This is a genomic window from Desulfomicrobium norvegicum, from assembly GCF_900114595.1.
Classification (GTDB): Bacteria; Desulfobacterota; Desulfovibrionia; order Desulfovibrionales; family Desulfomicrobiaceae; genus Desulfomicrobium; species Desulfomicrobium macestii.
Map to the genome: position 1 here is coordinate 1 of NZ_FOTO01000001.1, position 23,762 is coordinate 23,762.

Genomic DNA, 23,762 nt, shown 5'->3' on the forward strand with positions numbered 1-23,762 from the left:
CGAAGACGCTTCAGCTCGGCCTCTGGCGATTCCGGCGCATGATTGCCCACGAAGGCCGCGTCCTGATGGTCTCGATGTTTCTGCACCCAGCCCTTTAAGACGCCATACGTGATGCCTAGACTACGCTCGACCTCACGAACGCCCATGCCATCTTCGATGACAAGGCGGACGGCCTCTCGCTTGAAGTCAGGATCATACTTGCGTTGTTTGCTCATAAACACACCTCTCGTTCCCATTAGGGTAGTTGGTGTGTCCGCTAAAGTGAAGATAGCTCACACATTGCTTTGACCACCCTCCCATCCAAACGACACCCGAATCGCCTTTATTCTTCTCCACTCCTCCGGTATGACCACCCTGTAAAACACACAACGAACCGCCGCCCGCAATTGGCTCGGCAACGGCATTCAGAACCTGACGTTCCCTGGCGAGGGTATCATGGACAATCTGTTGATTGGCGATCCGCAACCTGCGGATCAGCCTGAAGATCTGATACGACTGCTGGCCGCGAAGGACCTGGAAATCGCGGCCATGCAGAAGAAGCTGGAGAAGTACGAGGCCATCTTCCAGGGCCTGTCGGACGGCGTTTTGCTCATCGACGAGACGCTGTCCGAGTGCAACCAGGAGGCCTGCCAGATCTGGAAATGCGATAAGGAGGACATCATCGGGTTCTTCCCGAGCGATTTCGCCCCCCTCTTCCAGCCCGACGGCGAAAACTCCTACGAAATAGCGCAGAAGAAGGTCAGCGAAGCCCTGCGCGGCAATGTCCAGAAGTTCGAATGGAAGGACATCCGCCGCGACGGCATCATGATCGACACGCAGGTCATCCTGAACCGCATCGAAGTGGACGGAAAGGATTACGTGCTGGCCACCTTCAAGGACATCACGGATCTCAAGATCAAGGAGAACGAAAAGCAGGCCCTGCTGCACATGATGGAGAAGATCATCGAGGACAGGACCCGAACGCTGCAGGAGTACAACGAATCCCTGAACGAGGAGATAGCCCGCCGCAAGCGCACCGAGCGCAACCTCGAACACGCCTATATGGAGCTCGAACACATCTTCGACACCTCGGGCGACGGCATCCTCGTGCTCGACTCGGACCGCAACATCGTCCGCGCCAACCTCGCCTTCGCGGAACTGGTGGAACAGCCCGTCGAGGGGATTCTGGGCAAGAAGTGCTTCGACATCTTCCCCTGCCGCCACAAGTGCACGGACCACTGCATCATCCAGGAGATCGTCGTCGGCTCCTCCAAGACCGACTTCGAGAAGGAGTTCGTGTCCATCTCGGGCGAGCGAAAGTCCTGTCTGGTCAAGGCCGCGGCCCTGCGGAGCGAGGGCGGGGAGGTGCTCGGCATCGTCAAGAACTACAAGGACCTGACCAGCTACAAGCGATGGGTCGACAGGCTGCAGGAGTCCGAGGAGTTCCACCGCATCACCCTGGAGAGCATCTGGGACGCGATCTTTCTTACTACCGACGATGGCAGGATCGTCTTCGTCAGCTGCAACGTCACGGGTATCTTCGGATACGACTCTGACGAGATCCTCGGGTTCGACACCATCTTCGACCTCGTCGGCAACCGGTTCTACTCCAACCACGAACTGGCGGAGGTCAGGGAAATCAGGAACCTGGAGGTCGAGGTCACCGACAAAGGCGGACAGCAACGCACCCTCATCGCCAACGTCAAGCGCGCCGCCCTGCGCTCCGGCACCACCCTCATCGCCTTCCGCGACATCACCGAGCGCAAGAACGCCGAAAAACGCGCCAAGATCGAATACGAACAGCTCGTACAGGCAGGCAAGATGGTGTCGCTGGGCATCCTGGTCTCAGGCGTGGCCCACGAGATCAACAACCCCAACAACTCCATCATCCTCAATGTGCCGCTGCTCTCCCGCATGTGGTACGACGCGCGGGTCATCCTCGACCAGTACATGGACGAGCACGGCGACTTCATGCTCGGCAGCCTCCGCTACTCCTACGCCCGCGAGCGCGTGCCGCAGCTCTTCTCCGGGATCATGACCTCGTCCAGGCGCATCAAGCACATCGTGCAGGACCTCAAGAACTACGCCCGCCAGGGCTCCACCGTCATGAACGAGGTCATCGACATCAACGGCGTGCTGCGGGCCGCCGTGCTGCTCCTCGACAACCAATTGCAGAAGGCCACGAACCGCCTGGAGATCGGTTACGGCTTCGGCATGCCGCACTTCAGGGGCAACTTCCAGAAGATCGAACAGGTCATCATCAACATCCTCCAGAACGCCTGCGAAGCCGTGGACGACAAGGCCAAGGCCATCCGCGTGCGGACCGGCTTCGACCCCGCGCCGGGCCTGACCTGGCTCGAGGTGGAGGACCAGGGCCTGGGCATCAGCGACGAGGACCTGCCACACGTAACCGACCCCTTCTACACCACCAAACGCGCCTGCGGGGGTACCGGTCTGGGCCTTTCCATTTCCTCCCGAATCATGCAGGAGCACGGCGGAGAATTGACCATCCATTCCCGCCGGGGCGAAGGAACGCGCGTCAGACTGACGTTCCCCGCCCGCCAAGAAGGAGACGCCGCATGATCCAGCCCTACCCCGTCCTCATCGTCGACGACGAGGCCGACATCCTGACCAGCTTCGACCTGTGCCTGCGCTCCTGCGGCATCGACAACATCATCTGCTGCCGGGAGCCCGTCGAGGCCATGCGCATCATCGACGGCCAGCCCCTGGGGGCCATGATCCTCGACCTGAGCATGCCCGGCGTCACCGGCCAGGAAATCCTGGCCCATGTGCGCGAGACGCGACCCGAACTGCCCGTCATCGTGGCCACGGGCGTGGAGTCCATCGAGTCGGCCGTGGAATGCATGAAACTCGGCGCCCTGGACTACCTGGCCAAGCCCGTCGAGGAAGAGCGGCTGATGGCCTCCGTGCGCACGGCCCTGGAGATGAGCCGCCTGCGCCGCGAGAACACGTCCCTGCGCGAGAGCCTCGTCCAGGACCGCCTGGCCAACCCCCAGGCCTTCGCCCATTTCACCACGGCCAGCATCAAGATGCGCCAGATCTTCAAGTACCTGGAGGCCGTCGCCGCCTCGCCCGAGCCCATCCTCATCAACGGCGAGACGGGCGTCGGCAAGGAGCTGGCCGCGCGCGCCGTGCACAAGCTGTCCTGCCCGGGCAAGCCCTTCGTGGCCGTCAACGTGGCGGGCCTCGACGACATGGTCTTCAGCGACACCCTCTTCGGCCACCGCAAGGGGGCCTTCACCGGCGCGGTCCTGGCCCGCAAGGGCCTCGTGGAGCAGGCCGCCGACGGCGTGCTCTTCCTGGACGAGATCGGCGACCTGAACGAAACGTCCCAGGTGAAGCTGCTGCGCCTCCTTCAGGAGCGCGAGTACATGCCGCTCGGCGCGGACCTTCCCCGCCCGTCCGAGGCGCGCATCGTGGTGGCCACCAACCGCGACCTGGAGGCCATGACCCGCGAGGGCCGCTTCCGCAAGGACCTCTACTACCGCCTGTGCACGCACATGGTCCGCATCCCGCCCCTGCGCGAACGCACCGACGACATCCCGGTCCTGCTGGACCTTTTCATCGGCCAGGCCGCCGCCAGCTTCGGCAAGGACGCGCCAAGACCCAGCCGCTGCCTGATCAGCCGCCTCAGCGCCTACCCCTTCCCCGGCAACGTCCGCGAGCTGCGCGCCTTCGTCTTCGACGCCATGGGCCGCTGGAACGGCGGGGACTTCTCCTGCGGCCCCGACAACGACAACCCCGGGCACCTCGGCATGCACGAGGAGCTGTGCTTCCCCGCCACCCTGCCGACCATCGACGAGACCGTGCATGCCCTGGTGCGCGAGGCCATGAGCCGGGCGGGCGGAGTGCAGACCGTGGCCGCGCGCTGGCTCGGCATCTCCCAGCCGGCACTGAGCAAGCGGCTGAAAAAAGACGGGCTCTGAAGCGTCTTTGAAATCATGGACACCCGTATAACCCATGGCATGAACCGCCGCAGGGGAATAACCGGGGTTATCTATCCGTAACCATTCCATGAATCGGCTTTTCCTCTGAAGCTTCGCCTCCAAGGCCATAACTAAAGTTATGGCCTTTTTTCATCCCATCCAACTAAATCCTTAAATTTCAGATAACTGCACTGTCATACAATCTGGCATGATCCTTCCAATACCAATCTCGAATTTCGGCACCGGCATCCCGGCCGCGTTCGAAAATACAACGGAGGACAGTTATGGTTCAAAACTACGTTTTCCCGGCGACCGTGTCCGAAGCGGTCACGGTCCTCAGCACCAACAGGGGGAAGGCCCGGATCATCGCCGGCGGCACCGACCTCATGCTGGAACTGCAGGACGGCAAGAACACCTGCGACGTGCTGGTGGACCTCACCCAGATCGCGGAACTCAAGAACATCACCGAAGAGAACGGGTTCATCCGCATCGGTGCGAGCGTCACCCACGCCCAGGCGGCCAAGTCCGAGCTGGTCCTGAAACACGCGCCGGCCCTGGCCCAGGCCTGCCGCAAGGTCGGGTCCCTGCAGATCCGCAACATGGGCACCATCATCGGCAACATCGTCACCGGCAACCCCGCCGCCGACGCCGCCGTGGCCCTGGCCTGCCTCGAAACCACGGCCGAGATCACCACCCAGGAAGGCATGCAGACCATGCCGCTCGAAGACATGTACGCCGGCGTCTGCCTGTCCTGCATCGACAGCTGCTGCCAGGTCGTGACCCACGTCAGATTTCCCGTGAAGCAGAAAGGCCAGGGTTCGGCCTACCTGCGCATGGAACAGCGCAAGGCCCTGGCCCTGCCCATGCTCGCCGTCTCGGCCATGGTCGAACTCGACGGCGACGCATTCAAGTGGGCCCGGGTCCTCATCGCCCCCGTGGGCGCGGGACCCCAGCACGCCCTCGACGCCGAGGAATTCCTCAAAGGCGCCCCCGTCACGAGCGCGACCATGACCGAAGCCGGGCAGCTGGCCCGCAACCAGGCCATGTTCCGCAGCAGCGCCATCCGCGGTTCCAAGGAATACCGGATGGGAGTCCTGCCCGTTTTCATCGAACGGGTCCTTCAAGCGGCAGTCGAAGACGCCCGCAAAGCATAACGGAGGAAGAACATGCCGAACCAGATCATTTCATTTCGACTCAACGGCGAGGTCATCGAGATCGCCGTCTCCCCCGCGGAGATGCTCCTCGATGTGCTCCGCGAAAAAATGCACCTCACAGGGACCAAGCGCGGCTGCGGCAAGGGCGAATGCGGCGCGTGCACCATCATCTTCAACGGCAAGGCCATGAACGCCTGCCTCATCCCGGCCATGCGCGCCCAGGGCGCGGACATCCAGACCATCGAGGGCGTCGAGGGCGATGGCGGCCTGCACCCGCTGCAGCAGAGCTTCATCGACAAGGGCGCGGTCCAGTGCGGCTTCTGCACCCCGGGCATGATCATGTCGGCCAAGGCCCTGCTGGACAAGAACAAGTCCCCCTCCAAGGAACAGATCAGGGAAGCGGTCGGCGGAAACATCTGCCGCTGCACGGGCTACGTCAAAATCGAGGAAGCGGTGGAAGACGCCGCGCGCAACCTGCGGGCCTCTGCCGTCAAGGGAGGAGACTTATGAGCCAGTTCGAATACGTAGGTAAAAGCGTCAACAGGCGCGACGGCGTGGACAAGACCACGGGTCGCGGCCTCTTCACCACGGACATCTTCCTGCCGGGAATGCTCTTCGCCAAAGTGCTGCGCAGCCCGCATCCCCACGCCCGCATCGTCAGCATCGACACCTCCGAGGCCGAGAAGCTGCCCGGGGTCAAGGCCGTCATGACCCACAAGAACGGCCCCAAAAACCTCTTCAACGCCGCCGTGCCCATGTTCCTGACCATCCCGCAGCTGGAGCGGGTACTGGACCAGTTGCTCTTCGACGAGGTCGTGCGCCACGTCGGTGACGAAGTGGCCGCCGTGGCCGCCACCAGCGAGGCCATCGCGGAAAAGGCCCTGACCCTCATCAAGGTCGAATACGAAATCCTGCCCGCGGTCTTCGATCCGCTGGAGGCCATGAAACCCGAGGCTCCCGAACTGCATCCCGGCAAGGGCTGCACTCCCGAGGGCAGGAACATCCCTGCCGAGATCGTGAAGATCCCCTACAACGACGTGGAGAAGGGCCTCGCCGAATCCGACGTGATCATCGAAGAGACCTTCGAGTTGCCCGTGGTCAAGCAGGTCCAGATGGAGACCCAGGCCGCCGTGGCCCAGGTCGATGGCGACGGCAACGTGACCGTATGGTCCACCACCCAGACCCCGCACCCGTCCAGGGCCATCCTCGGCAAGATCTTCGACATCCCGGCCGGCAAGATCCGCGTCCTGGCCCCGCCTTACGTGGGCGGCGGCTTCGGAGTGCGCATCGGCCTGAGCGGCAAGGCCGAACCCATCGCCATGGGCCTGGCCCTGCTGGCCAAGCGGCCCGTCAAGATGATCTACACCCGCAAGGAAGACTTCATCGCCTCCGACACGCGCCACTCCGGCTACGTCACGGTCAAACTCGGTGCCAAGAGGGACGGCACCTTCCAGGCCCTGGACATGAAGGCCGTCCTCAACACGGGGGCCTTCTGCACCTTCGGCGCGGAACTGCCCGGCGTGTGCGGGGCCATGACCCTGGCCATCTATCGCATCCCGCACCAGCGCTACTTCGGACACAGCGTGTACACCAACTGCACCAGCGCCGGCGCCATGCGCGGCTTCGGCAACCCCCAGGGCAACCTGGCCATGGAGCAGGCCGTGGACATGATGGCCGAAAAGCTCGGCATGGATCCCATGGAACTGCGCAAGAAGAACATCATGCGCCCCGGCGACCCGTGGTGCCTGCCGTATCCCTGCGGAACGTCGGAGCTGCCCGAATGCATCCGTCAGGGCGCCGAAAGCATAGGCTGGTCGCGACGGGGCAAGCTCAATGAGCCAGACTCTGTCAAGCTGCGCGGCCTGGGAATGGCCGTCGGCACCCACGTCAGCAACGCCTGGCCGTTCTGCGTGGACTACGACAACGCCTACGTGACCATCCAGTCCGACGGCTCGGCCCAGGTGGCTTCGGGCGTGCCGGACATCGGCACGGGCACGAGCACCAGCCTGGTACAGATCGCGGCCGAGACCCTTGGCATGAACATGGACAACATCGGCCTGACCTACGGCGACACCCTGGGCACGCCTTTCGACATTGGCAGTCACGCCAGCCGCACCTGCTATGCCGCCGGAACAGCCATCAAGGCCGCCGCGGCCGACGCCCGCAAGCAGGTCCTGGATTACGCCGCCGGCTACTTCAACATCCCGGCCGAACGCCTGGAGATCAGAAAAGGCGTCATCGCCCCCACGGCCGAAAACCTCGGCGAGTGTTCGGGCTCGGGCCTGTGTCAGCTCGAAGAAGTCAAGGAGGGTAAGGGCAACTCCGTGACCATGGAGGAACTGGCCTACCACGCCCACGTCCGCAACAAGCAGTTCATCGGCGTGGGCCGCATCGTGCCCGAGAACGCCCCACCGTGGCACGCCTGCTTCGCCGAGGTCGAGGTGGACACCCGCACGGGACAGGTCCGCGTGGTCAAGCTGGCCGCCGCCCATGACGTCGGCCGGGCCATCAACCCCATGATCGTCGAAGGGCAGATAGAGGGCGGCGCGGTGCAGGGTATCGGCTACGCTCTGAGCGAGGAGATCACCTATAACGACAAGGGCCAACAGCAGCAGTACAGCATGCACAACTACATGCTGCCCACGGCCGAGGACACGCCCGAGATCCACTCCATCATCGTCGAAGGCAACGACCCCACCGGCCCGTTCGGAGCAAAGGGAGCGGGCGAATGCAGTCTGGTCTGCCCGGCTTCGGCCATCGCCAACGCCGTGGCCAACGCCACGGGCTACCGCTTCAAGAAAATCCCGATGACGCCGGAACGCGTGTTCAAGGCCTTGAATTCATAAGCATGGCGGCGCAGGGGCCAGAGGCCTCTGCGCCGTTTCAGCCTGGAGGGGCGAAATGAAAAAACTGCTGTTAACCGCCGCGATGGCGACCTTCGTGATGATGGGATCGGCCGCCCTGGCCGGATCGGGCCACTATGTCAGTGGCGTGGAGGGCATCAAGGCCGCGACCCTGCCGCCCGAAGGAATCTACTGGCGCATGTACAACGTGCTCTATACGGCCGACGACCTGCGGGACAAGAACGGCAAAGAGATCGACGTGGACTTCGACGTCAATGTCTACGCCCTGGTCAACCGCCTCGTGTACTCCTCGGGCATCGAACTGCTGGGCGCCAACCTCGTGGCCGACATCTGCGTGCCCCTGGTCTACACCGACATTTCAATGAAGGCCGGCGGCATGACGCTCTTCGACGACAACGAGTTCGGTCTGGGCGACATCCTCATCGAACCGGCCATCCTGGCCTGGCACGGCCCCCGCTACGACGCGGCTTTGGGCGTAGGCGTATACCTGCCCACGGGCGACTTCGACGCCGACGAACCGGCCAGCCCCGGCAAGGGCTTCTGGACCGGCATGCTCACGGCCGGCGCAACCTTCTATTTCGACGAGGCGAAGACCTGGTCGATCTCCGCCCTGTCCCGCTACGAAATCCACTCGGAGCAGGAGGACACGGACGTCACCTACGGCAACGACTTCCACTTCGAATGGGGCCTGGGCAAGACCCTGGCCAAAACCTGGGACGTGGGCCTGGCCGGCTACTGCCGCTGGCAACTCACCGATGACAGCGGTCCCGGCACCACGAACGACCGCGAGGAAGCCTACGCCATCGGCCCGGAAGTCAGCGTCTTCGTACCCGAGTGGGGCCTGGGCGTATCCATGCGGTCCCTGTGGGAATTCGAGAACAAGGTCAATTCCCAGGGCAACGTGACCACCCTCATGATCATGAAAGCATTCTAAGGAAAAAGCCATGTTCACCATAGTCAACAGAGAGGAGATGGCCGGAGGCACGGTCATTTTAAACGAGATCGAGGCCCCGCGCATCGCGGCCAAGGCCAGGCCGGGGCAGTTCCTGATCCTGAAAGCGAACGAAAACGGCGAGCGCATCCCTTTGACCATGGCCGAGACCGATCCGGAAAAAGGCACGGTCACCGTCATCTACATGGTCGTAGGCAAGAGCACGGAGCTCTTCCGGCGCCTTGGGGTCGGCGACGCTTACCAGGACGTCATCGGGCCCCTGGGCCAGCCCACGCACATCGAACCGGGCAAGAACGTGGTCTGCGTGGGCGGCGGCACCGGCGTGGCCGTGCTGCACCCCATCGCCCGCGGCATGAAGCAGGCCGGCTGCGACGTCACGTCCATCATCGGCTCCCGCAACAGGGACCTGCTCATCCTGGAGGACAAGATGCGCCTGGCCTCCACCGACCTGCACATCTGCACCGACGACGGTTCCTACGGCCGCAAGGGCTTCGTGACCGAAGTGCTGAAGGAGAAGCTTGAGGCCGGCGGCGTGGACCAGGTCGTGGCCATCGGCCCGGTGCCCATGATGAAGTTCGTGTCCCTCATGACGAAGGAATACGGCGTGCCGACCATGGTCAGCCTCAACCCCATCATGATCGACGGCACGGGAATGTGCGGCGGCTGCCGCGTGACCGTGGGCGGCGAGACCAAGTTCGGCTGCGTGGACGGGCCCGAGTTCGACGGCCACCAGGTGGACTTCGACGAGCTCATCCTGCGACTGCGCGCCTACACCGAGCAGGAGCGTCACAGCCACGAACTCTGCAAATGCGAAGGGAGGCACTAGATGACCGCCGAAAAAACACCCAGACAGCCCATGCCCGAGCAGCCGCCTCTGGTCCGGGCCCGCAACTTCGAGGAAGTCCCCTTGGGCTACACCACCGAACAGGCCGTGGCCGAGGCTTCACGCTGCCTGCAGTGCAAGAACCCGGCGTGCGTGCAGGGCTGTCCCGTGAACGTCGACATTCCGGGCTTCATCAAGCACATCGCCGCCGGCGACTTCGACAAGGCCATCGGCAAAATCTGGGAACGCAACAGCCTGCCGGCCGTGTGCGGCCGGGTCTGCCCCCAGGAGATCCAGTGCGAGGGCAACTGCCTGCTGGGCCGCAAGGGCGAGGCCGTGGCCATCGGCAACCTGGAGCGCTTCGCCGCGGACTGGGAACGGCAGCACCACGTCTGCGAGCTGCCCTCCCGCGACGCGGCCACGGGCAAGCGCGTGGCCGTGGTCGGATCGGGGCCGTCCAGCCTGACCGTGGCCAGCGACCTGGTGCTCAAGGGCCATGAGGTCGGTCTGTTCGAGGCCTTCCACAAGCCCGGCGGCGTGCTCGTCTACGGCATCCCGGAGTTCCGGCTGCCCAAGGACATCGTCGGCGCCGAGGTGGCCTGCCTGCAGGCCCAGGGCGTGAGCCTTGAGTGCGATGTGGTCGTGGGACGCACCGTGACTGTGGACGAGCTCTTCGAACAGGGCTTTGACGCCGTGTATCTGGGCGTGGGCGCGGGCCTGCCCAAGTTCATGAGGATCCCGGGGGAAAACCTCGTGGGCGTGCTCTCGGCCAACGAATACCTGACGCGGGCCAACCTGATGAAGGCCTACCTCTTCCCCGAAGTGGACACGCCCATCCCGCGCGGCAAGCGCGTGGCAGTCCTTGGCGGCGGCAACGTGGCCATGGACAGCGCCCGCACGGCCATGCGCCTGGGCGCGGACAAGGTCAGCCTGGTCTACCGCCGCTCCCGCGAGGAGATGCCGGCGCGCAAGGCCGAGATCCATCACGCCGAGGAGGAGGGGCTCGATTTCCAGCTCCTGTGCAACCCGGTGCGCTACCTAGGCGACGACAAGGGCCGCCTGACGGGCATCGAATGCATCCGCATGGAATTGGGCGAACCCGACGCGTCGGGCCGCAGACGGCCGGTGGAGGTGCCGACATCGGAGTTCGTCCTCGAGTGCGACCTGGCCATCGTGGCCATCGGCTCCGGGGCCAACCCGCTGCTGACCCGCTCCACGCCGGACCTGCCCCTCAACAAATGGGGCTACGTCACGGCCAACGCGGACACGGGCAAGACGGGCAAGAAGGGCGTCTGGGCCGGCGGCGACATCGTCACCGGCGCGGCAACGGTCATCCTGGCAATGGGCGCGGGCCGCAAGGCCGCCGACTCCATCCACGAGTACCTGACCTGGGGCTGGTAACAACACGGGGGAGGGATTCCCTCCCTCCCCCTTCCCGAAGCCACGAGGAGGCAGCATGAATCTGAGCGAACGGGTCATCGCCATCAAGAGCGGCGGGGAAATGGCATCGGCCGTGGTCTGGCGGCTGCACCACGCGCGGATGCGGCGCATCGTCATCCTGGAGACGCCCCACCCCCTGGCCGTGCGACGCACGGTCAGCTTCTGCGAAGCCGTTCACGACGGAATCTGCATGGTCGAGGACGTGCGCGGGGTGCGCGTGGACGGCCCGGAACAGATCGAAGCGGTCTGGGCCGCCGGCGACGTGCCCGTGCTGGTCGACCCCGCCTGGACAAGCCTTGAGGCCATCAGGCCCGACGTGCTCATCGACGCCATCATCGCCAAGCGCAACCTGGGCACGCGCATGACCGACGCACCCCTGGTCATCGGCATGGGGCCGGGCTTCACGGCCGGCAGGGACGCCCATCTCGTCGTCGAGACCAACCGCGGCCACAACCTGGGCCGCATCATCACCGAAGGGGAGGCCGCGCCGAACACGGGCATCCCCGGCACCATCGGCGGCTTCTCGAAAGAACGCGTGCTGCGCGCGCCCGTGCCAGGCAAGCTCATCTGGGACTGCCGCCTCGGGGATCTGGTGGAGAAGGGGCAGGTCCTCGGACACGTCGCAGGATCGCCGGTCACGGCGGAAATACCCGGGCTCCTGCGAGGCCAGATCCGCCCCAACGGCCATGTACCCCAGGGGCTCAAGCTCGGGGACATCGACCCCAGAGGGGACCTTTCCTTCCTGCACACCATCTCGGACAAAGGCCGTGCCCTGGGCGGCGCCGTGCTGGAATGCGTCATGAGGGTGTACAATTGAGCATGCCAGGAACCATGGCCGAGGCCCTGAACCTCCCGGGGCAGGGCCTGCTGGCCATCGTCGGCGCGGGCGGCAAGACCACGGCCATGTACCGTCTGGCCGCGGAACTGATCGGACGCGGGCTGCGGGTGGCCTGCACGACCACGACGCGCATCTTCCCTCCAAAACCGCACCAGGCCCGCCTCATCCTGGCCGAGAACAACGAACGGCTCCTCCACGAATGCCGGGACGTCGCGTCCTCGGACCTTCCCGTCTGTCTGGCCTGGACCGTGGACGGCGGCAAGCTCATGGGGCTCGCGCCGGACTTCATCCACAACCTGGCGGACGCGGGAATCTTCGACTGGATCCTGGTCGAGGCCGACGGCGCGCGCTGCCTGCCCCTCAAGGCCCCGGCCGCGCATGAGCCGGTCATCCCGGCGCGCAGCACCCATGTGCTGGCCGTGGCGGGCCTGACGGCCATAGGCGGCCCGCTGGACGAAAATCATGTCTGCAGAAGCGCGCGTTTCGCGGAGCTGGGGGGTCTCGCTCCCGGAGCCCGCGTCACGCCGGCCTCCGTGGCGCGGGTCTGCGCGCACCCCGAAGGCATGTTCAAGGGCGCGCCGGACGACGCCGTGCGCCTGCTGTGGCTGAACCAGGCCGACATGCCGCGCGCCCTGGACCACGGCCGCGAGGTCCTCGGGCTGCTGCGCGACGCCGCCGCCCTGCCCCAGAGGGCCTGCATCGGCGCGGCCGGCGCCCTCACCTTCGCGACGGAGATCTGGCCGTGAGCGTGCGCGGCGTGATCCTCGCGGCCGGGCTGGGACGGCGCATGGGTGCGGTCAAGCAGCTCCTGCCCCTGCACGGCCGACCGTTGCTGCAGCACGTCATCGACGCGGCCCGGGCCTCGAGCCTCGAACATGTGCTGCTGGTCCTGGGCAACGCCCACGGGGAAATCCTGCCGAAGATCGACGCGAGCGGCATCGCCGTGGCCGTGAACCCGGACTTCGCCGCAGGCCAGAGCACGTCGGTGCGCACCGGCCTGCGCAACGGCCTCGACGCCGACGGCGTCATGTTCCTGCTCGGCGACCAGCCCCTTGTCGGCACGGCACTCATCGACACGCTCGTCGAATGCTTCCTGGCCGAGCGCCCCATGGCCGTCGTGCCGGTCCACCAGGGCCAGCCCGGCAACCCCGCCGTCATCGGCCGCGAACTGATGCGCCAGGCGTCCGCGCTGACCGGCGACATCGGCGCGCGGCGCCTGCTGAAGGAGCACGCCAGGCATGTGCGGGAGGTCGAGGTGGACGATCCCGCGCTCCTGCGCGACGTGGACACCATGGACGATTACCTGGCCCTGCTCGCCACGCGGCAGCCGGGCTCGGACGAAATTTTCAGACCCTGAACAAGGAGAAGGACATGAAGACCATCGCAGTCGAACACGCCGTGGGAACGGTGCTGTGTCATGACATCACGAGAATCGTGCCGGGCGGCGGAAAAGGTCCGGCCTTCCGGCGCGGCCACGTGGTGCGCGAGGAGGACATCCCGGCCCTGCTCGATATCGGCAAGGCCAACCTGTACGTCTTCGACCCGGCCGACGGCTACGTGCACGAGGATACGGCCGCCATCCGCCTGTCCCGCGCCGCGGCCGGCCAGGGCATCGCCTTCAGCGAGCCCCAGGAGGGCAAGGTCACCCTGACCGCGTCCCACAACGGACTGCTGTGCATCGACGTCGACGGCCTCACGCGCCTGAACGACATCCAGGACGTGAGCTTCGGGACCATCCACCGTCACCAGCGCGTGAAGCCGGGCCGCGTCCTGGCCGGCACGCGGGTCATCCCCCTGGTCGTGCCCGAGGCGCTCATGCAGGAGGCCGAGGCCGTCTGCGCCCAACACAGCCCGCTCATCGAGGTCAGGCCCCTCAGGCACGCGCAGGTCGGCGTGGTCACCACGGGCAGCGAGATCTTCAACGGGCGCATCAAGGACGGCTTTGGCCCGCTGCTGCGCGCCAAGTTCGACGACCTTGGCAGCGAGGTCGTGGACCAGGTCTTTGTCTCGGACATGGTGGACATGACCGCCGACGCCATCACATCCCTCGTCCGCCAGGGCGCGGACTTCATCGCCGTGACCGGCGGCATGTCCGTGGACCCCGACGACCAGACCCCGGCGGCCATCCGCGCCACCGGCGCCGAGGTCATCTCCTACGGCGCCCCCACCTACCCCGGCGCCATGTTCATGCTGGCCTACCTGGACGACGTCCCCGTCCTCGGGCTGCCCGGCTGCGTCATGTACTACAAGGCCAGCATCTTCGACCTGGTGGTCCCCCGCCTCCTGGCCGGTGAACGCCTCACGCGGCGGGACATCGTGGCCCTGGGCCACGGCGGCCTGTGCGAAAACTGCGGAACATGCAGGTACCCTGCCTGCGGATTCGGTAAGTGAGTGATCGGGACCTTATTATCAAGGCAAGATGAAAATCGTCGGATGAAGCTCTATAAATGTTCATTTCGAAGATGAATCCATATCTGCAATGGTGCATAAGAGAGACTTAAAGAGCGACATCCGACGACATCTCAACTTCTTTCAGCACCATTGCCACCCACTGCCTGACCACCGACGATCACTTGTCCGGGATTAGGATTTCTGCGCCAGGAAGCTTCTTGGACCACGGACGGATATCGCTTCGTCCTACATGGCGCAGTTGTTCGTGATCCTCGTCAACAAGAAGTCGGACAGTACCAAACTGATCAGTGCTCTCACTGATGGAACGGCCTGTTTCAAAAAAAATCCGGATTTCATTTGCAGACAGATCACTGCGAAATCAACATGCCTGTCATCCACTAAAATTCATAAAATCGGACATTTACAATTTTACCTAGAAACTATAACAGAAAATTGATTATTGAAAAATTGCTTGAAATATGAAACTGATACCATGTTAAAGAAATATGGTTTTGAGCGGTTTTGAAAAACGCATGAAAATGGTGAAGCATGATGAGCATTTTCAAAAATTCAGGCACACGTAAAAATACAAAAATTTCCTTTCGGACCGATGATGAAACGCTCGATCAACTCAAAGCGATTTGTAGAATTGAAAACAGAACAATTTCATCTTTGATAGAGAGCATACTTACAGAATATGTACTTATTCACGAGAACAATTCACTCGCAGAACAAGAAAAAAGACTTTCTCCACGAAAAAAATGCTCCATACCCGCTGTAATATTAGCCGATAAAAATAATAAAAAATCTTATTTTAACTGCCTAATCAAGAGTCTTTCAGCAAATTCAGCCCAACTTGTTCTAAAAAAAATCCCAGATGAAGAAAATTTTTACAGTAATTTTTTTATTTTATTCAAACTGCCAAAAAATGACCACCCACTACTTGTATCAAGCCAATTAATTCGATCTAAATGTTTAGAAAATGAATGCATGATTGTCGCAAAAATTAACTGTGATAGTGATGCAGATAGTGAAATGCTGCAAAAATATTTACTCAAAATAGAGTTTAAAGATAATAACGATAAAAAATGACACCTGTTACCCAATAATCAATAATTGTTTTTTAAAAGGATATACTGATGGAAACTAAGAATTTGCTTAAAAGAAGGGTTTTGCGAGACGATGTCGCAGAATATTTGATGGAATCCATTCTCAAGGGGGATCTCAACCCGGGAGACAAGATAGTCGAGTCAAAATTGGCAAGGGAACTCTCCATCAGCCAAGGAGCGGTAAGAGAAGCCATTCGCGATTTGATCGCGCAGGGAGTACTGGAAACGGAACCTTACAAAGGCACACGCATAAGGACTCTCACCAAAGACCAGCTCAATGACTACTATGACGTGCGCACGGAAATTGAAGCCCTGGCTGTAAGATGGAGCATCGTCAAACATGAATCCAAGTATCTTGATCTCGCTTTTTTGAAGAGTTGCGTCGATAACATGCAAATATGCGTCGACAAAAACGATTCAAAAAACATGCGAAAACACGACATGGCGTTTCATTTGGCCATCGTTCAGGCCGCACACAGCGAATCACTTGAAAAGGCCTGGAATTCACTGGGAAATTACTACTGGACCTATATCGCGGTTTACTACGATCACGCCGCTTCCTTGTTGCAAAACCAGATCGTCAAGCATCAGACCATGTACGAAGCCATAGCTGCAGCAGACATCAATGCCTATGCAAGCTGCGTTCGTGGCCACTACTTCGATACCGACGAACTCTTCCCTGAAAAAAAATAACGCGACAGTGTTCTGCTGAATTTCGGCATTCCGCACACAAAAACAAAGGCCGCTTGTCAGCAAGCGGCCTTTGTTTTTGTGTGCGGACAGGGAAAATACTACATAATGCGGGGCTGGATGAAGATAAGGAGTTCAGCCTTGGACTTGGCATCATAGGTATTTTTGAAAAGCCAGCCCAAACCGGGCACGTCGCCCAATCCGGGGATCTGATTCGTGCCACTGGTTTCAGTGGTTTTCTGCACGCCACCGATGACGATGGTTTCACGATCGCTGACCATCATCTTGGTCTTGGTCTGCTTGGTATCGATGTCACGACCATCGCTCTTGGGACTGTCGTCGCTGATCTCAAGATCCAGAATCAGCTTGTTGTCAGGAGTGATCTGAGGAAGAACGGAAATTTTGAGAACCGCTTCCTCATATTCGGTCGTGGTGCCACCGCTCTCAGATTCCGTTGCCGTGGCAAGCTTGGTGCCCTGCTGTATCTCGGCCCTGTTGTTGTTCAACGTAAGGATTCGAGGAGAAGAGATCGTCTTGACCAGATTCTTTGCTTCACCAAGCTGGAGCGCTGCGTCGAGGGCAAACAAGTCTTCGCCCAGGAATTTACCAATTGTCCCACCAAGAGTGATGCCATTTACCGTATTGATCGCGTTCAAACCCGTCGAAGCGAAATTGCCGCGCCACTGCTCACTGGGGAGATTCTCAGCAGTTTCGGTGCTGTAAGTCGTGCCCCATTTGACGCCAAGGCTTCTCTGGAATTCGTCCGTGGCGTAAACAAGCCGAGCTTCGATCATGACCTGGCGTTCGGCCCGGTCGAGCTTCTTGATGAAACTGTCCACTCGCTTCAAAGTATCTTCAGTATCGGTGACAATCAAAATGTTGGTGCGCGGGTCCGAAGAGGCAGAACCCCGGCCCGTCAACATCGTCTTGACCTTGCCTTCAAACTCGGCAGCGGTATTGTAGTTTATCTGCATGTATTCAGTCTTGAGCGGGGCAAGATTCTGCATGCTTACCTGCGCCTGGATTGCGGCTTCACGGGCTTTTTGCAGCTGGACACGTTCAGCTTCAAGTTTCGTGGTGGAAGCAATGCGCATGATGTTGCCCTTTATGACCATGCCCAGACCCCGTTGCAGAAGCACAAGGTCAAGCGCCTGATCCCAAGGAATGTCCACGAGCTTAAGAGAAATCTTTCCGGAAATATCATCGTCGAGGATCAGATTGTACCCGCTGATTTCAGAAATGAGACGCAACACATGCTCAACATCCGCATCCTGCAAATCGATGGATATCCGCTCACCCGTGTAACGCTCTTTCATGCCTGGAAAGAGAGTGTTGAGTTCCTGAATCTCGCTGGTGGTTTCCGCAAGAGCGTCTCCAGGTGCAGCAGCTTCAGTGCCGGCGACATCGCCCATTCCAGCTTGCGCGCTTTTGCCCTTGATCAGGATATGGGTTTCATCGCCTTTGCGCAGCACAGACAAAGCGGGGTTTTTCGCACCGGCAAATACGAGATATGCGTTGCCGTCGTTACCGTTGAGGGCGGTAACATAATCGATCGCGGACCCAAGTTTTGTAACGTCATATTTTTTCAGCAACGCATCCTGAAATTGCACTTTGCGGAACGTGAGCTTGAAATCGCCGTCTTGGCCAGGTGTGACTTCAAAAGGAAGGCTCGAATATGTGACGACTTGCAGAGAGTCATTCTTGGGTTTGAAATTCAGTGAAGAGATGTAGTTCGAAGGGAGTTGAGGAGTCGACGTCTCGTCAGATACGAGCATCAGACGACCGAGAGTTTCTGATTGCTTTGAAAGAAGAAACTTGCTGTTCGCTTTTAAAAAAACATTCAATGCCGTGACTTTGTCACCATCCATTTCTTTTTGAATATCACTGACAAGCTCCGTCACATTAAGAGGAAGCTCAAAGTCAGTTACCGGAGGAGTAAACAGTACCTTGATATTTTTATCAGCATCATGATCTGCGTAAACCTGCGTATTGGCATCCAATGGCATATCGATGATTGTTTTTCCAAGCGCCTCGGAAACAACCACCGCAGGTAGATTTTGAACAGGCACATCCGTTCCTGCACCTGTATCCATGTTGGCGGGCTTAGAGTGCGTTGCGCATGAAGTCAGCACAACGATACAACCAAAAAATAAAAATCCAGATATCGCTCTGAAGATCTTCATAGCACCCTACTCCTTCTCTTGCCGCAATCTTAAATTAATTATTCGCTTTTTTGCTTCACCAAAAACATCAATGACATCTTCTTCGACGACAAGTACTTCATTTCCAATAGAAGTGACCACGCCATCATACAGCCCGATTGTCATGCCGGGGCGGATCAAGTATCCCTTGCCGTCCGGCAGCTCAACCATCGCCATGGAGTTTCCGCCCACCTTGTTGATAATGCCGATGAGCTTCAAGCTTCGCACATCGACCGTTTCCAGCGGCGTGGCAGCTTTCTTTTCAATTTTCGATTTTTTGGCGGCCTGCATGAGTTCGTATTCGCGAATCTTCACAAATGACACAAACGGATCAATTTTACCTTTTGCGTCATATGGGGGATACTGTGAAGTTATCCAGTCCGGAAATTCCTGACCGGACGCATTCGTCTGCCCCTCGGCGGCAAAGACAGGCGCACATAGAAAAAACAAGGCCGTCAGGATCAAAATGTGTACTTTCATGGCGTCTCATTCACTTTTTTTTCTTATTTTGATTCTTTTGAGCTTCACGAGCCTCGATTTCAGCCGCTGTAAGAGCCCTGTAGACTTGAAGAACAAGACTGGTATTGAGATACTTTTCCGTCGGAGAAAAATCAGAGACTGGCGAAAAAGTGATATTTTGGATGGTTACAAGACGATCGAGTCGCGATAGGCGGTCGAAATACGTAACAAGACGGTGGAACGTCCCGCTAATTTGCAGCTGAACCGAACGAGTCGCATAAAATTCCTGAATTTGTTCAGCGCCGGGTTGAAAAAGGATAAACTCCACATTTTCATCGCGGCCCAACTTCTCAAAGGAGGCAAGCAGCATCTCTAGCGCCCGGGCATCCTCGGGTAGAAGGGTCTTGGCGTAATAAAGCTCCTTTTTGCGCAAGGACAGGCTGCGCTCCAATTCCGGCAGTTTGGCGACCTGCGAGCGATACAGAGCGATGTCCTTGTCGAGCTTCTCGATGGTTTGCTCGGCCTTGGTCATCTGAATTAGCTTGTCATCGAGGATGAAGTACCAATACGCTCCATACACCAACCCTGCCAAACCGAGCAGTATCAAAAACAACTGCAGGGATGACAATTCCGCAAATTTTTTGGAAACTGTAGATTTATCCATTTGTTGTTCCATTCGTACTTGTGTTCTCGAAATACTCTTGAGCCTTGACGGAACATTCGAAGGATACCAGCCCCAGCCCGTCAATTTCACGACGCGACGTCCTTCGGGTGTCTACACTGGCAATATATTTCGACAGACGAAGCCTTTCAACGAAGCTGACGAAAGCCTGGTTGTCCAATGCCACTCCACTGAGGGCAATATTTCCATTGGCATCAACATTGAACTTTTCAACCCACAATTTGTTTTGCGGCATATTGGTTACAACCTCATCAATATACTTGACCGGCAACCCCTGACGAAGCCGAACTTGCTTGATGATCTTGATCCTTCCTTCGATATCCTGAAGTTCCTGTATGGTCTGGTTGACCTTGGCGACTTCTTTTTCCAGAAGCGTCTTTGTCTGCGTTTTTTTGGACACGGACGCATTCAAATCCGCGAGCTGAGCGGAAAAATAGTAGTCTACGGCAAAAACGGATCCAAGCACCAGAATGACGCCCAACACGAAAAAAACAAAGCTTTTCTCAATGTTGGTCGATTTTGTTCGCTTTTGCTGAGGAAGTAAATTAATTTTGATCATAGCTGGCTTCCAATATTATATTGCTCTCAAGGCAAGGCCAAAAGGAACAACCATTTGCGGGCCTATTTCTTCAAGATATTCTTTCTGAAAAGAATTTCTGTCGACAAAAATCTTTCGGAACGGATTGTGATATTGAACATCAAGGTCGAGCTCTTTCTGAAAAACATCCTTCAGTCCGCCAAGCAAGGCTCCGCCTCCGGAGAGATAGAGAGACTCGGCCGGCACGACATTGCTCGAGGATGAATGATAGAATCCTATCAGACGCTTCAATTCATCACACCAGTTCTTGAAAGTCTTGTTCACCGCGTCGGCAATGGCCTTGGCGTTCTTTTCGTCAAGGTCATCCTTGCCGCCCAACTTGATCCGCTCCGCTTCCATCCTCTTCAGATTGAGTATGGAGGCCAACGACTCCGTCACCACCCGCCCTCCAAAGGAAACCTCGCGCAAAAAAACAGGCTGGGCATTGTGATAAATGCAAAAAACGCTCTGTGCGCCGCCAATGTCGAGGAGGTAGACAGGCTTTTCCTGCAATTCAGGATAATTGTATTCAAAGCTATTGCATATCGCAAAAGAGTCGACATCGATAACCGAGAGGGACAGGCCGGACTGGGTGATCACATCGCTCAGATTCTGGACGACCTTTTTCTTGCTGGCCACAAGCAAGACGTCATAGCTCTTTTCTTTTGCGCCAGGACCCAGGATCTGAAAATCGAGGTAAACATCATTGATATCGAAAGGAATGTACTGACGTGCGTCTTTGTGAACCGTGTCGCCCAGAGTCTTGGGTGAATCAGACTCGAAAGTGACACGTTTTACTATAACCGCGTGCCCGGCCATCGAGGAGGCGACCACCTGCTCCTTGAGCATAAGCTGTGACCAGAGCCCTGCAATCTTTTTTGCTGTTGCCGAATTGTTGTCGAGATCACCAGGTTGCCATGGACTCCTGGCAAGGCTCTCCAGAATAAAATCACCTTTTCCCGGCCGAATCTTTACCATTTTCAGCCATTCGCTTCCAAGATCCAAACCGACACCGGCATTTTTCTTAGAAAAAAAACCTAATTTTTTCACAGCGTTATATCCTCAACGATTTTTTTCTTCACCCAGAACCATGCATTTACTCGTCGATAGTTCATTTATTAGCATAAAACATTCAGCCCATGCAAGAAATAATGCGTTGAAAAACAGTGAATAAAATAATCATCTCTCAGGCTTTTGAAACTTAATCCATCGACACAAACAAAACCCATTCTGTCTACCTGCGGAGGAGTCATCGCCACAACACCATCTGGTATTTTTCTCGATACGTAACGAGGGGAGCAATTCACTCGCAATTAAGCCTTCTGCTTTGCGTTGAAAGATAACGACAACCACTTTCTCTTCTCAAAATCATCCATTTGACCCGATTTCTCATCGTTTGAGCATGTCAAACAATAACGCCGACTTCTTGCCCGCTGGAGCAGTGAGCCATCATTTCGAAAGAAAAAAGCCCGATTCTTTTTTAAAGAATCGGGCCCGAGTCGACCAAGCAATGCCATATTGAAAATGAAACATCCGCTCAATTCGAAGTTACTGTGAAGCCCTGCAATCACTTCCGCTGTTATGATCACTGGCGCAAATTCAAATCCCAAATACCCGTTTGAACAAAAAGGGTATTGAAACGGCGGTTCATGGAACCTGAGACTTTGATTCTCACAGAATCAGGCGCTCATGACGAGCGTGGGTTCTTATCGAGAATCTCAACACCTTGCCGGTTTGAACAAATTATTTTCGTAGCAGGGCAGTAAAAATGTTCGGATATAGGTGAATGCTGCATGAAAAAAACATGCACATCGCAAAACGATTCCTGTTTGCACTGCACAACAGAGCAACAAGGCCGTCTTGTCATTAAACCTTTTCGAGATTGGCAAGCAGAATCTGGCCGAACTCCGCACATCCCACCTGCTCCGCCTTGGCCATCTGCCCGGCCAGATCAACGGTCACCCGCCCTTCCGAGATGGCTAATTCAACTGCCTTGCGAATTTTGCCGGCGGCTTCGTGCCAACCCACGTGTTCAAGCATCAGCGCACCGGAAAGAATCAGGCTGCCTGGATTGGCAAGATCTTTCCCTTCAATTGTCGGTGCGGTCCCATGCGTGGGCTCGAAAAAGGCCAGGTCGCTGCTCATGTTCACCCCGGGGGCCAGGCCAAGGCCTCCGACCTGGGCGGCCAGGGCGTCGGAGAGATAATCGCCGTTAAGGTTCGGCGTAGCGATGACATCATATTTCTCGGGCCGGATGAGCACCTCCTGAAACATGGCGTCGGCAATTCTGTCCTGGAGCACAACCCGGCCCGGAGGGCAGCATTCTTCACCCTCGCGAACCACCACACCTGCAAACTCCTCCGCGGCAAGCTCATAGCCCCAGTTGCGAAAAGCGCCTTCCGTGAACTTCATGATGTTGCCCTTGTGGGCCATGGTCACGCTTTCACGTTTCTGATCCAGGGCAAACTGAATCGCCTTGCGGATAAGTCTCTTGGACCCCGCTGCCGTCATCGGCTTGATGCCGATACCGCTCTGCTCGTCCACGTTCGCACCCATTTCGTCCCGCAGGAACGCAATGAGCTTTTTGGCCTCGGGGCTCCCGGCCTGCCATTCGATGCCTGCGTACACATCTTCGGTGTTCTCGCGAAAAATCACCATGTTGACGCGTTCAGGATGCTTGACCGGGCTTTCGATGCCCTTGAAATACTGGATGGGCCGGATGCACGCGAACAAATCAAGCGTCTGGCGCATGGTCACGTTCAGGCTGCGAAAACCCTTGCCCACCGGGGTCTCAAGGGGGCCCTTCATGGCCAGATCCGCTTTCTTCAAAGTGTCCAGCGTCTCCTGGGGAAGATAGGAGCCTGTCTCTTCAAAGGCTTTCTTGCCCGCCAGCAACTCGACCCATTCAAATCCGCGGCCGTCCTTGAACGCCAGTTCAACAGCTCTGTCGAGAACAGGACGACCGGCCGCCCATACTTCGCGTCCAATCCCGTCGCCTTCAATAAAATATACTCTGCGTTTCATACTTGTCTCCTGGATCAAAAAATAAAACCCCTCGCGGGGTTTGGGGATAGTAAAAGATTATTGATCACGCAACCGCCAAAAAGCGGCATCGCGGCGTTCAGCTAAAGCAGACTTCAACCATGAGCGCACCATGCTGCGTTTCAAAGGGGATGGCCAGAATGGCGCTTGTCGAAACATGCCTGATCGTATGTCCGGCTCCCGTGATCACGGAGGGAATCGCGCCCTCGAAAATCATGCCCATGCCGACAAGGCCTTTGCGGGCCTGCCCGGAGATCATGTTGGTCAGTTCGCCGACGGCATCAGTGACGACATCGTTTATTTCGGACTGTTCCTCGTAGAGCATCGCGCCGACAATACCCAGGGCCGAAGCGGTGGTGAATGTCAGGGACATGGTCCCCCTGCTTTTGCCTTTCGGATTTGAAAATCCGATCACACCCGTCACATCGCCTTGAGCCCCTGCGTGTTGTTTGACAAAGGGAGTGCCCACCTTGGCATCGGTCATCGCCATCGTCTTCAGAACGGAGGTCGTCGCCTCCACAAACTGCGCTATTATTCCCTTTATGGCATCATTCATAGTATCCCACCATGTTAAGCTCGATTTTTTTGAAAACAATCACACGGCTCACGCCCAT

General features: G+C 58.4%; 22 protein-coding genes. 14 read left to right on the forward strand and 8 right to left on the reverse strand.

The annotated features are described in order from the left end of the window. The coding region (locus BMZ24_RS00005) for a transposase (RefSeq protein WP_161948988.1) at positions 1-215 on the reverse strand (215 nt) is incomplete at its 3' end. A 220-nt stretch (positions 216-435) separates the two neighbouring features. On the opposite strand from BMZ24_RS00005, the gene BMZ24_RS00010 reads away from it, so the two are divergent. The 14 genes from BMZ24_RS00010 (at position 436) to BMZ24_RS00070 (ending at position 16,190) form a co-directional block, all read left to right on the forward strand. Further along, positions 436-2,562, forward strand: coding sequence for a PAS domain S-box protein (locus BMZ24_RS00010; protein WP_092188011.1), 2,127 nt, complete (start codon positions 436-438; stop codon positions 2,560-2,562). Then, complete coding sequence (locus BMZ24_RS00015; protein WP_092188013.1) at positions 2,559-3,926, forward strand: sigma-54-dependent transcriptional regulator; 1,368 nt, start codon at positions 2,559-2,561, stop codon at positions 3,924-3,926. Before BMZ24_RS00010 ends, BMZ24_RS00015 begins: the two co-directional genes overlap by 4 nt. A gap of 284 nt (positions 3,927-4,210) precedes the next feature. Continuing rightward, complete coding sequence (locus BMZ24_RS00020) at positions 4,211-5,080, forward strand: FAD binding domain-containing protein (protein WP_092188015.1); 870 nt, start codon at positions 4,211-4,213, stop codon at positions 5,078-5,080. A 12-nt stretch (positions 5,081-5,092) separates the two neighbouring features. Beyond that, positions 5,093-5,590 carry a (2Fe-2S)-binding protein gene (locus BMZ24_RS00025; protein WP_092188017.1) on the forward strand — a complete coding sequence of 166 codons (498 nt, stop codon included), beginning with the start codon at positions 5,093-5,095 and terminating at the stop codon, positions 5,588-5,590. Continuing rightward, on the forward strand, positions 5,587-7,926 hold the full coding sequence (locus BMZ24_RS00030; protein ID WP_092188019.1) for a xanthine dehydrogenase family protein molybdopterin-binding subunit: 2,340 nt from the start codon (positions 5,587-5,589) through the stop codon (positions 7,924-7,926). Before BMZ24_RS00025 ends, BMZ24_RS00030 begins: the two co-directional genes overlap by 4 nt. A 55-nt stretch (positions 7,927-7,981) precedes the next feature. Continuing rightward, positions 7,982-8,878 (forward strand): SphA family protein, encoded by an 897-nt coding sequence (locus BMZ24_RS00035; protein ID WP_092188021.1) that lies wholly within the window; start codon positions 7,982-7,984, stop codon positions 8,876-8,878. Between the two features lie 10 nt (positions 8,879-8,888). Then, positions 8,889-9,722, forward strand: coding sequence for a sulfide/dihydroorotate dehydrogenase-like FAD/NAD-binding protein (locus BMZ24_RS00040; RefSeq protein ID WP_092188023.1), 834 nt, complete (start codon positions 8,889-8,891; stop codon positions 9,720-9,722). Beyond that, the gene (gene gltA / locus BMZ24_RS00045) at positions 9,723-11,120 is read left to right on the forward strand and encodes an NADPH-dependent glutamate synthase (protein ID WP_092188025.1); all 1,398 of its coding nucleotides are present in this window, start codon (positions 9,723-9,725) and stop codon (positions 11,118-11,120) included. 55 nt (positions 11,121-11,175) lie between these two features. Continuing rightward, positions 11,176-11,976, forward strand: coding sequence for a selenium-dependent molybdenum cofactor biosynthesis protein YqeB (gene yqeB / locus BMZ24_RS00050; RefSeq protein WP_092188027.1), 801 nt, complete (start codon positions 11,176-11,178; stop codon positions 11,974-11,976). Between the two features lie 2 nt (positions 11,977-11,978). Beyond that, a complete protein-coding gene (gene yqeC / locus BMZ24_RS00055; protein WP_244150276.1) occupies positions 11,979-12,743 on the forward strand; it encodes a selenium cofactor biosynthesis protein YqeC in 765 nt (254 codons plus the stop codon). After that, complete coding sequence (locus BMZ24_RS00060) at positions 12,740-13,354, forward strand: nucleotidyltransferase family protein (protein ID WP_092188029.1); 615 nt, start codon at positions 12,740-12,742, stop codon at positions 13,352-13,354. The genes yqeC and BMZ24_RS00060 overlap by 4 nt, the downstream gene beginning before the upstream one ends. A gap of 14 nt (positions 13,355-13,368) precedes the next feature. Next, a complete protein-coding gene (locus tag BMZ24_RS00065) occupies positions 13,369-14,388 on the forward strand; it encodes a molybdopterin-binding protein (RefSeq protein ID WP_092188031.1) in 1,020 nt (339 codons plus the stop codon). A 552-nt stretch (positions 14,389-14,940) separates the two neighbouring features. Then, entirely contained in the window at positions 14,941-15,480 is a 540-nt protein-coding gene (locus BMZ24_RS19350) for a PilZ domain-containing protein (RefSeq protein WP_161948990.1), read from the forward strand. 47 nt (positions 15,481-15,527) lie between these two features. After that, the gene (locus BMZ24_RS00070; protein ID WP_092188033.1) at positions 15,528-16,190 is read left to right on the forward strand and encodes a GntR family transcriptional regulator; all 663 of its coding nucleotides are present in this window, start codon (positions 15,528-15,530) and stop codon (positions 16,188-16,190) included. Between the two features lie 98 nt (positions 16,191-16,288). On the opposite strand, the gene BMZ24_RS00075 is transcribed toward BMZ24_RS00070, so the two are convergent. The 7 genes from BMZ24_RS00075 to BMZ24_RS00105 form a co-directional block, all read right to left on the reverse strand. Beyond that, a complete protein-coding gene (locus BMZ24_RS00075; protein ID WP_092188035.1) occupies positions 16,289-18,370 on the reverse strand; it encodes a type IV pilus secretin PilQ in 2,082 nt (693 codons plus the stop codon). Positions 18,371-18,376: 6 nt separating this feature from the next. Beyond that, positions 18,377-18,868, reverse strand: coding sequence for a pilus assembly protein PilP (locus tag BMZ24_RS00080; RefSeq protein WP_092188037.1), 492 nt, complete (start codon positions 18,866-18,868; stop codon positions 18,377-18,379). 10 nt (positions 18,869-18,878) lie between these two features. Beyond that, positions 18,879-19,511 (reverse strand): type IV pilus inner membrane component PilO, encoded by a 633-nt coding sequence (locus BMZ24_RS00085; RefSeq protein WP_161948991.1) that lies wholly within the window; start codon positions 19,509-19,511, stop codon positions 18,879-18,881. Continuing rightward, on the reverse strand, positions 19,504-20,088 hold the full coding sequence (locus BMZ24_RS00090; protein WP_092188041.1) for a PilN domain-containing protein: 585 nt from the start codon (positions 20,086-20,088) through the stop codon (positions 19,504-19,506). The genes BMZ24_RS00085 and BMZ24_RS00090 overlap by 8 nt, the downstream gene beginning before the upstream one ends. Before the next feature lie 15 nt (positions 20,089-20,103). After that, on the reverse strand, positions 20,104-21,156 hold the full coding sequence (gene pilM, locus BMZ24_RS00095) for a type IV pilus assembly protein PilM (RefSeq protein ID WP_092188043.1): 1,053 nt from the start codon (positions 21,154-21,156) through the stop codon (positions 20,104-20,106). Positions 21,157-21,972: 816 nt separating this feature from the next. Then, positions 21,973-23,130, reverse strand: a complete 1,158-nt coding sequence (gene icd, locus BMZ24_RS00100) for an NADP-dependent isocitrate dehydrogenase (RefSeq protein WP_092188045.1) — start codon at positions 23,128-23,130, stop codon at positions 21,973-21,975. Between the two features lie 97 nt (positions 23,131-23,227). Beyond that, positions 23,228-23,704, reverse strand: coding sequence for a chemotaxis protein CheX (locus BMZ24_RS00105; protein ID WP_092188047.1), 477 nt, complete (start codon positions 23,702-23,704; stop codon positions 23,228-23,230). Positions 23,705-23,762 lie beyond the last annotated feature (58 nt).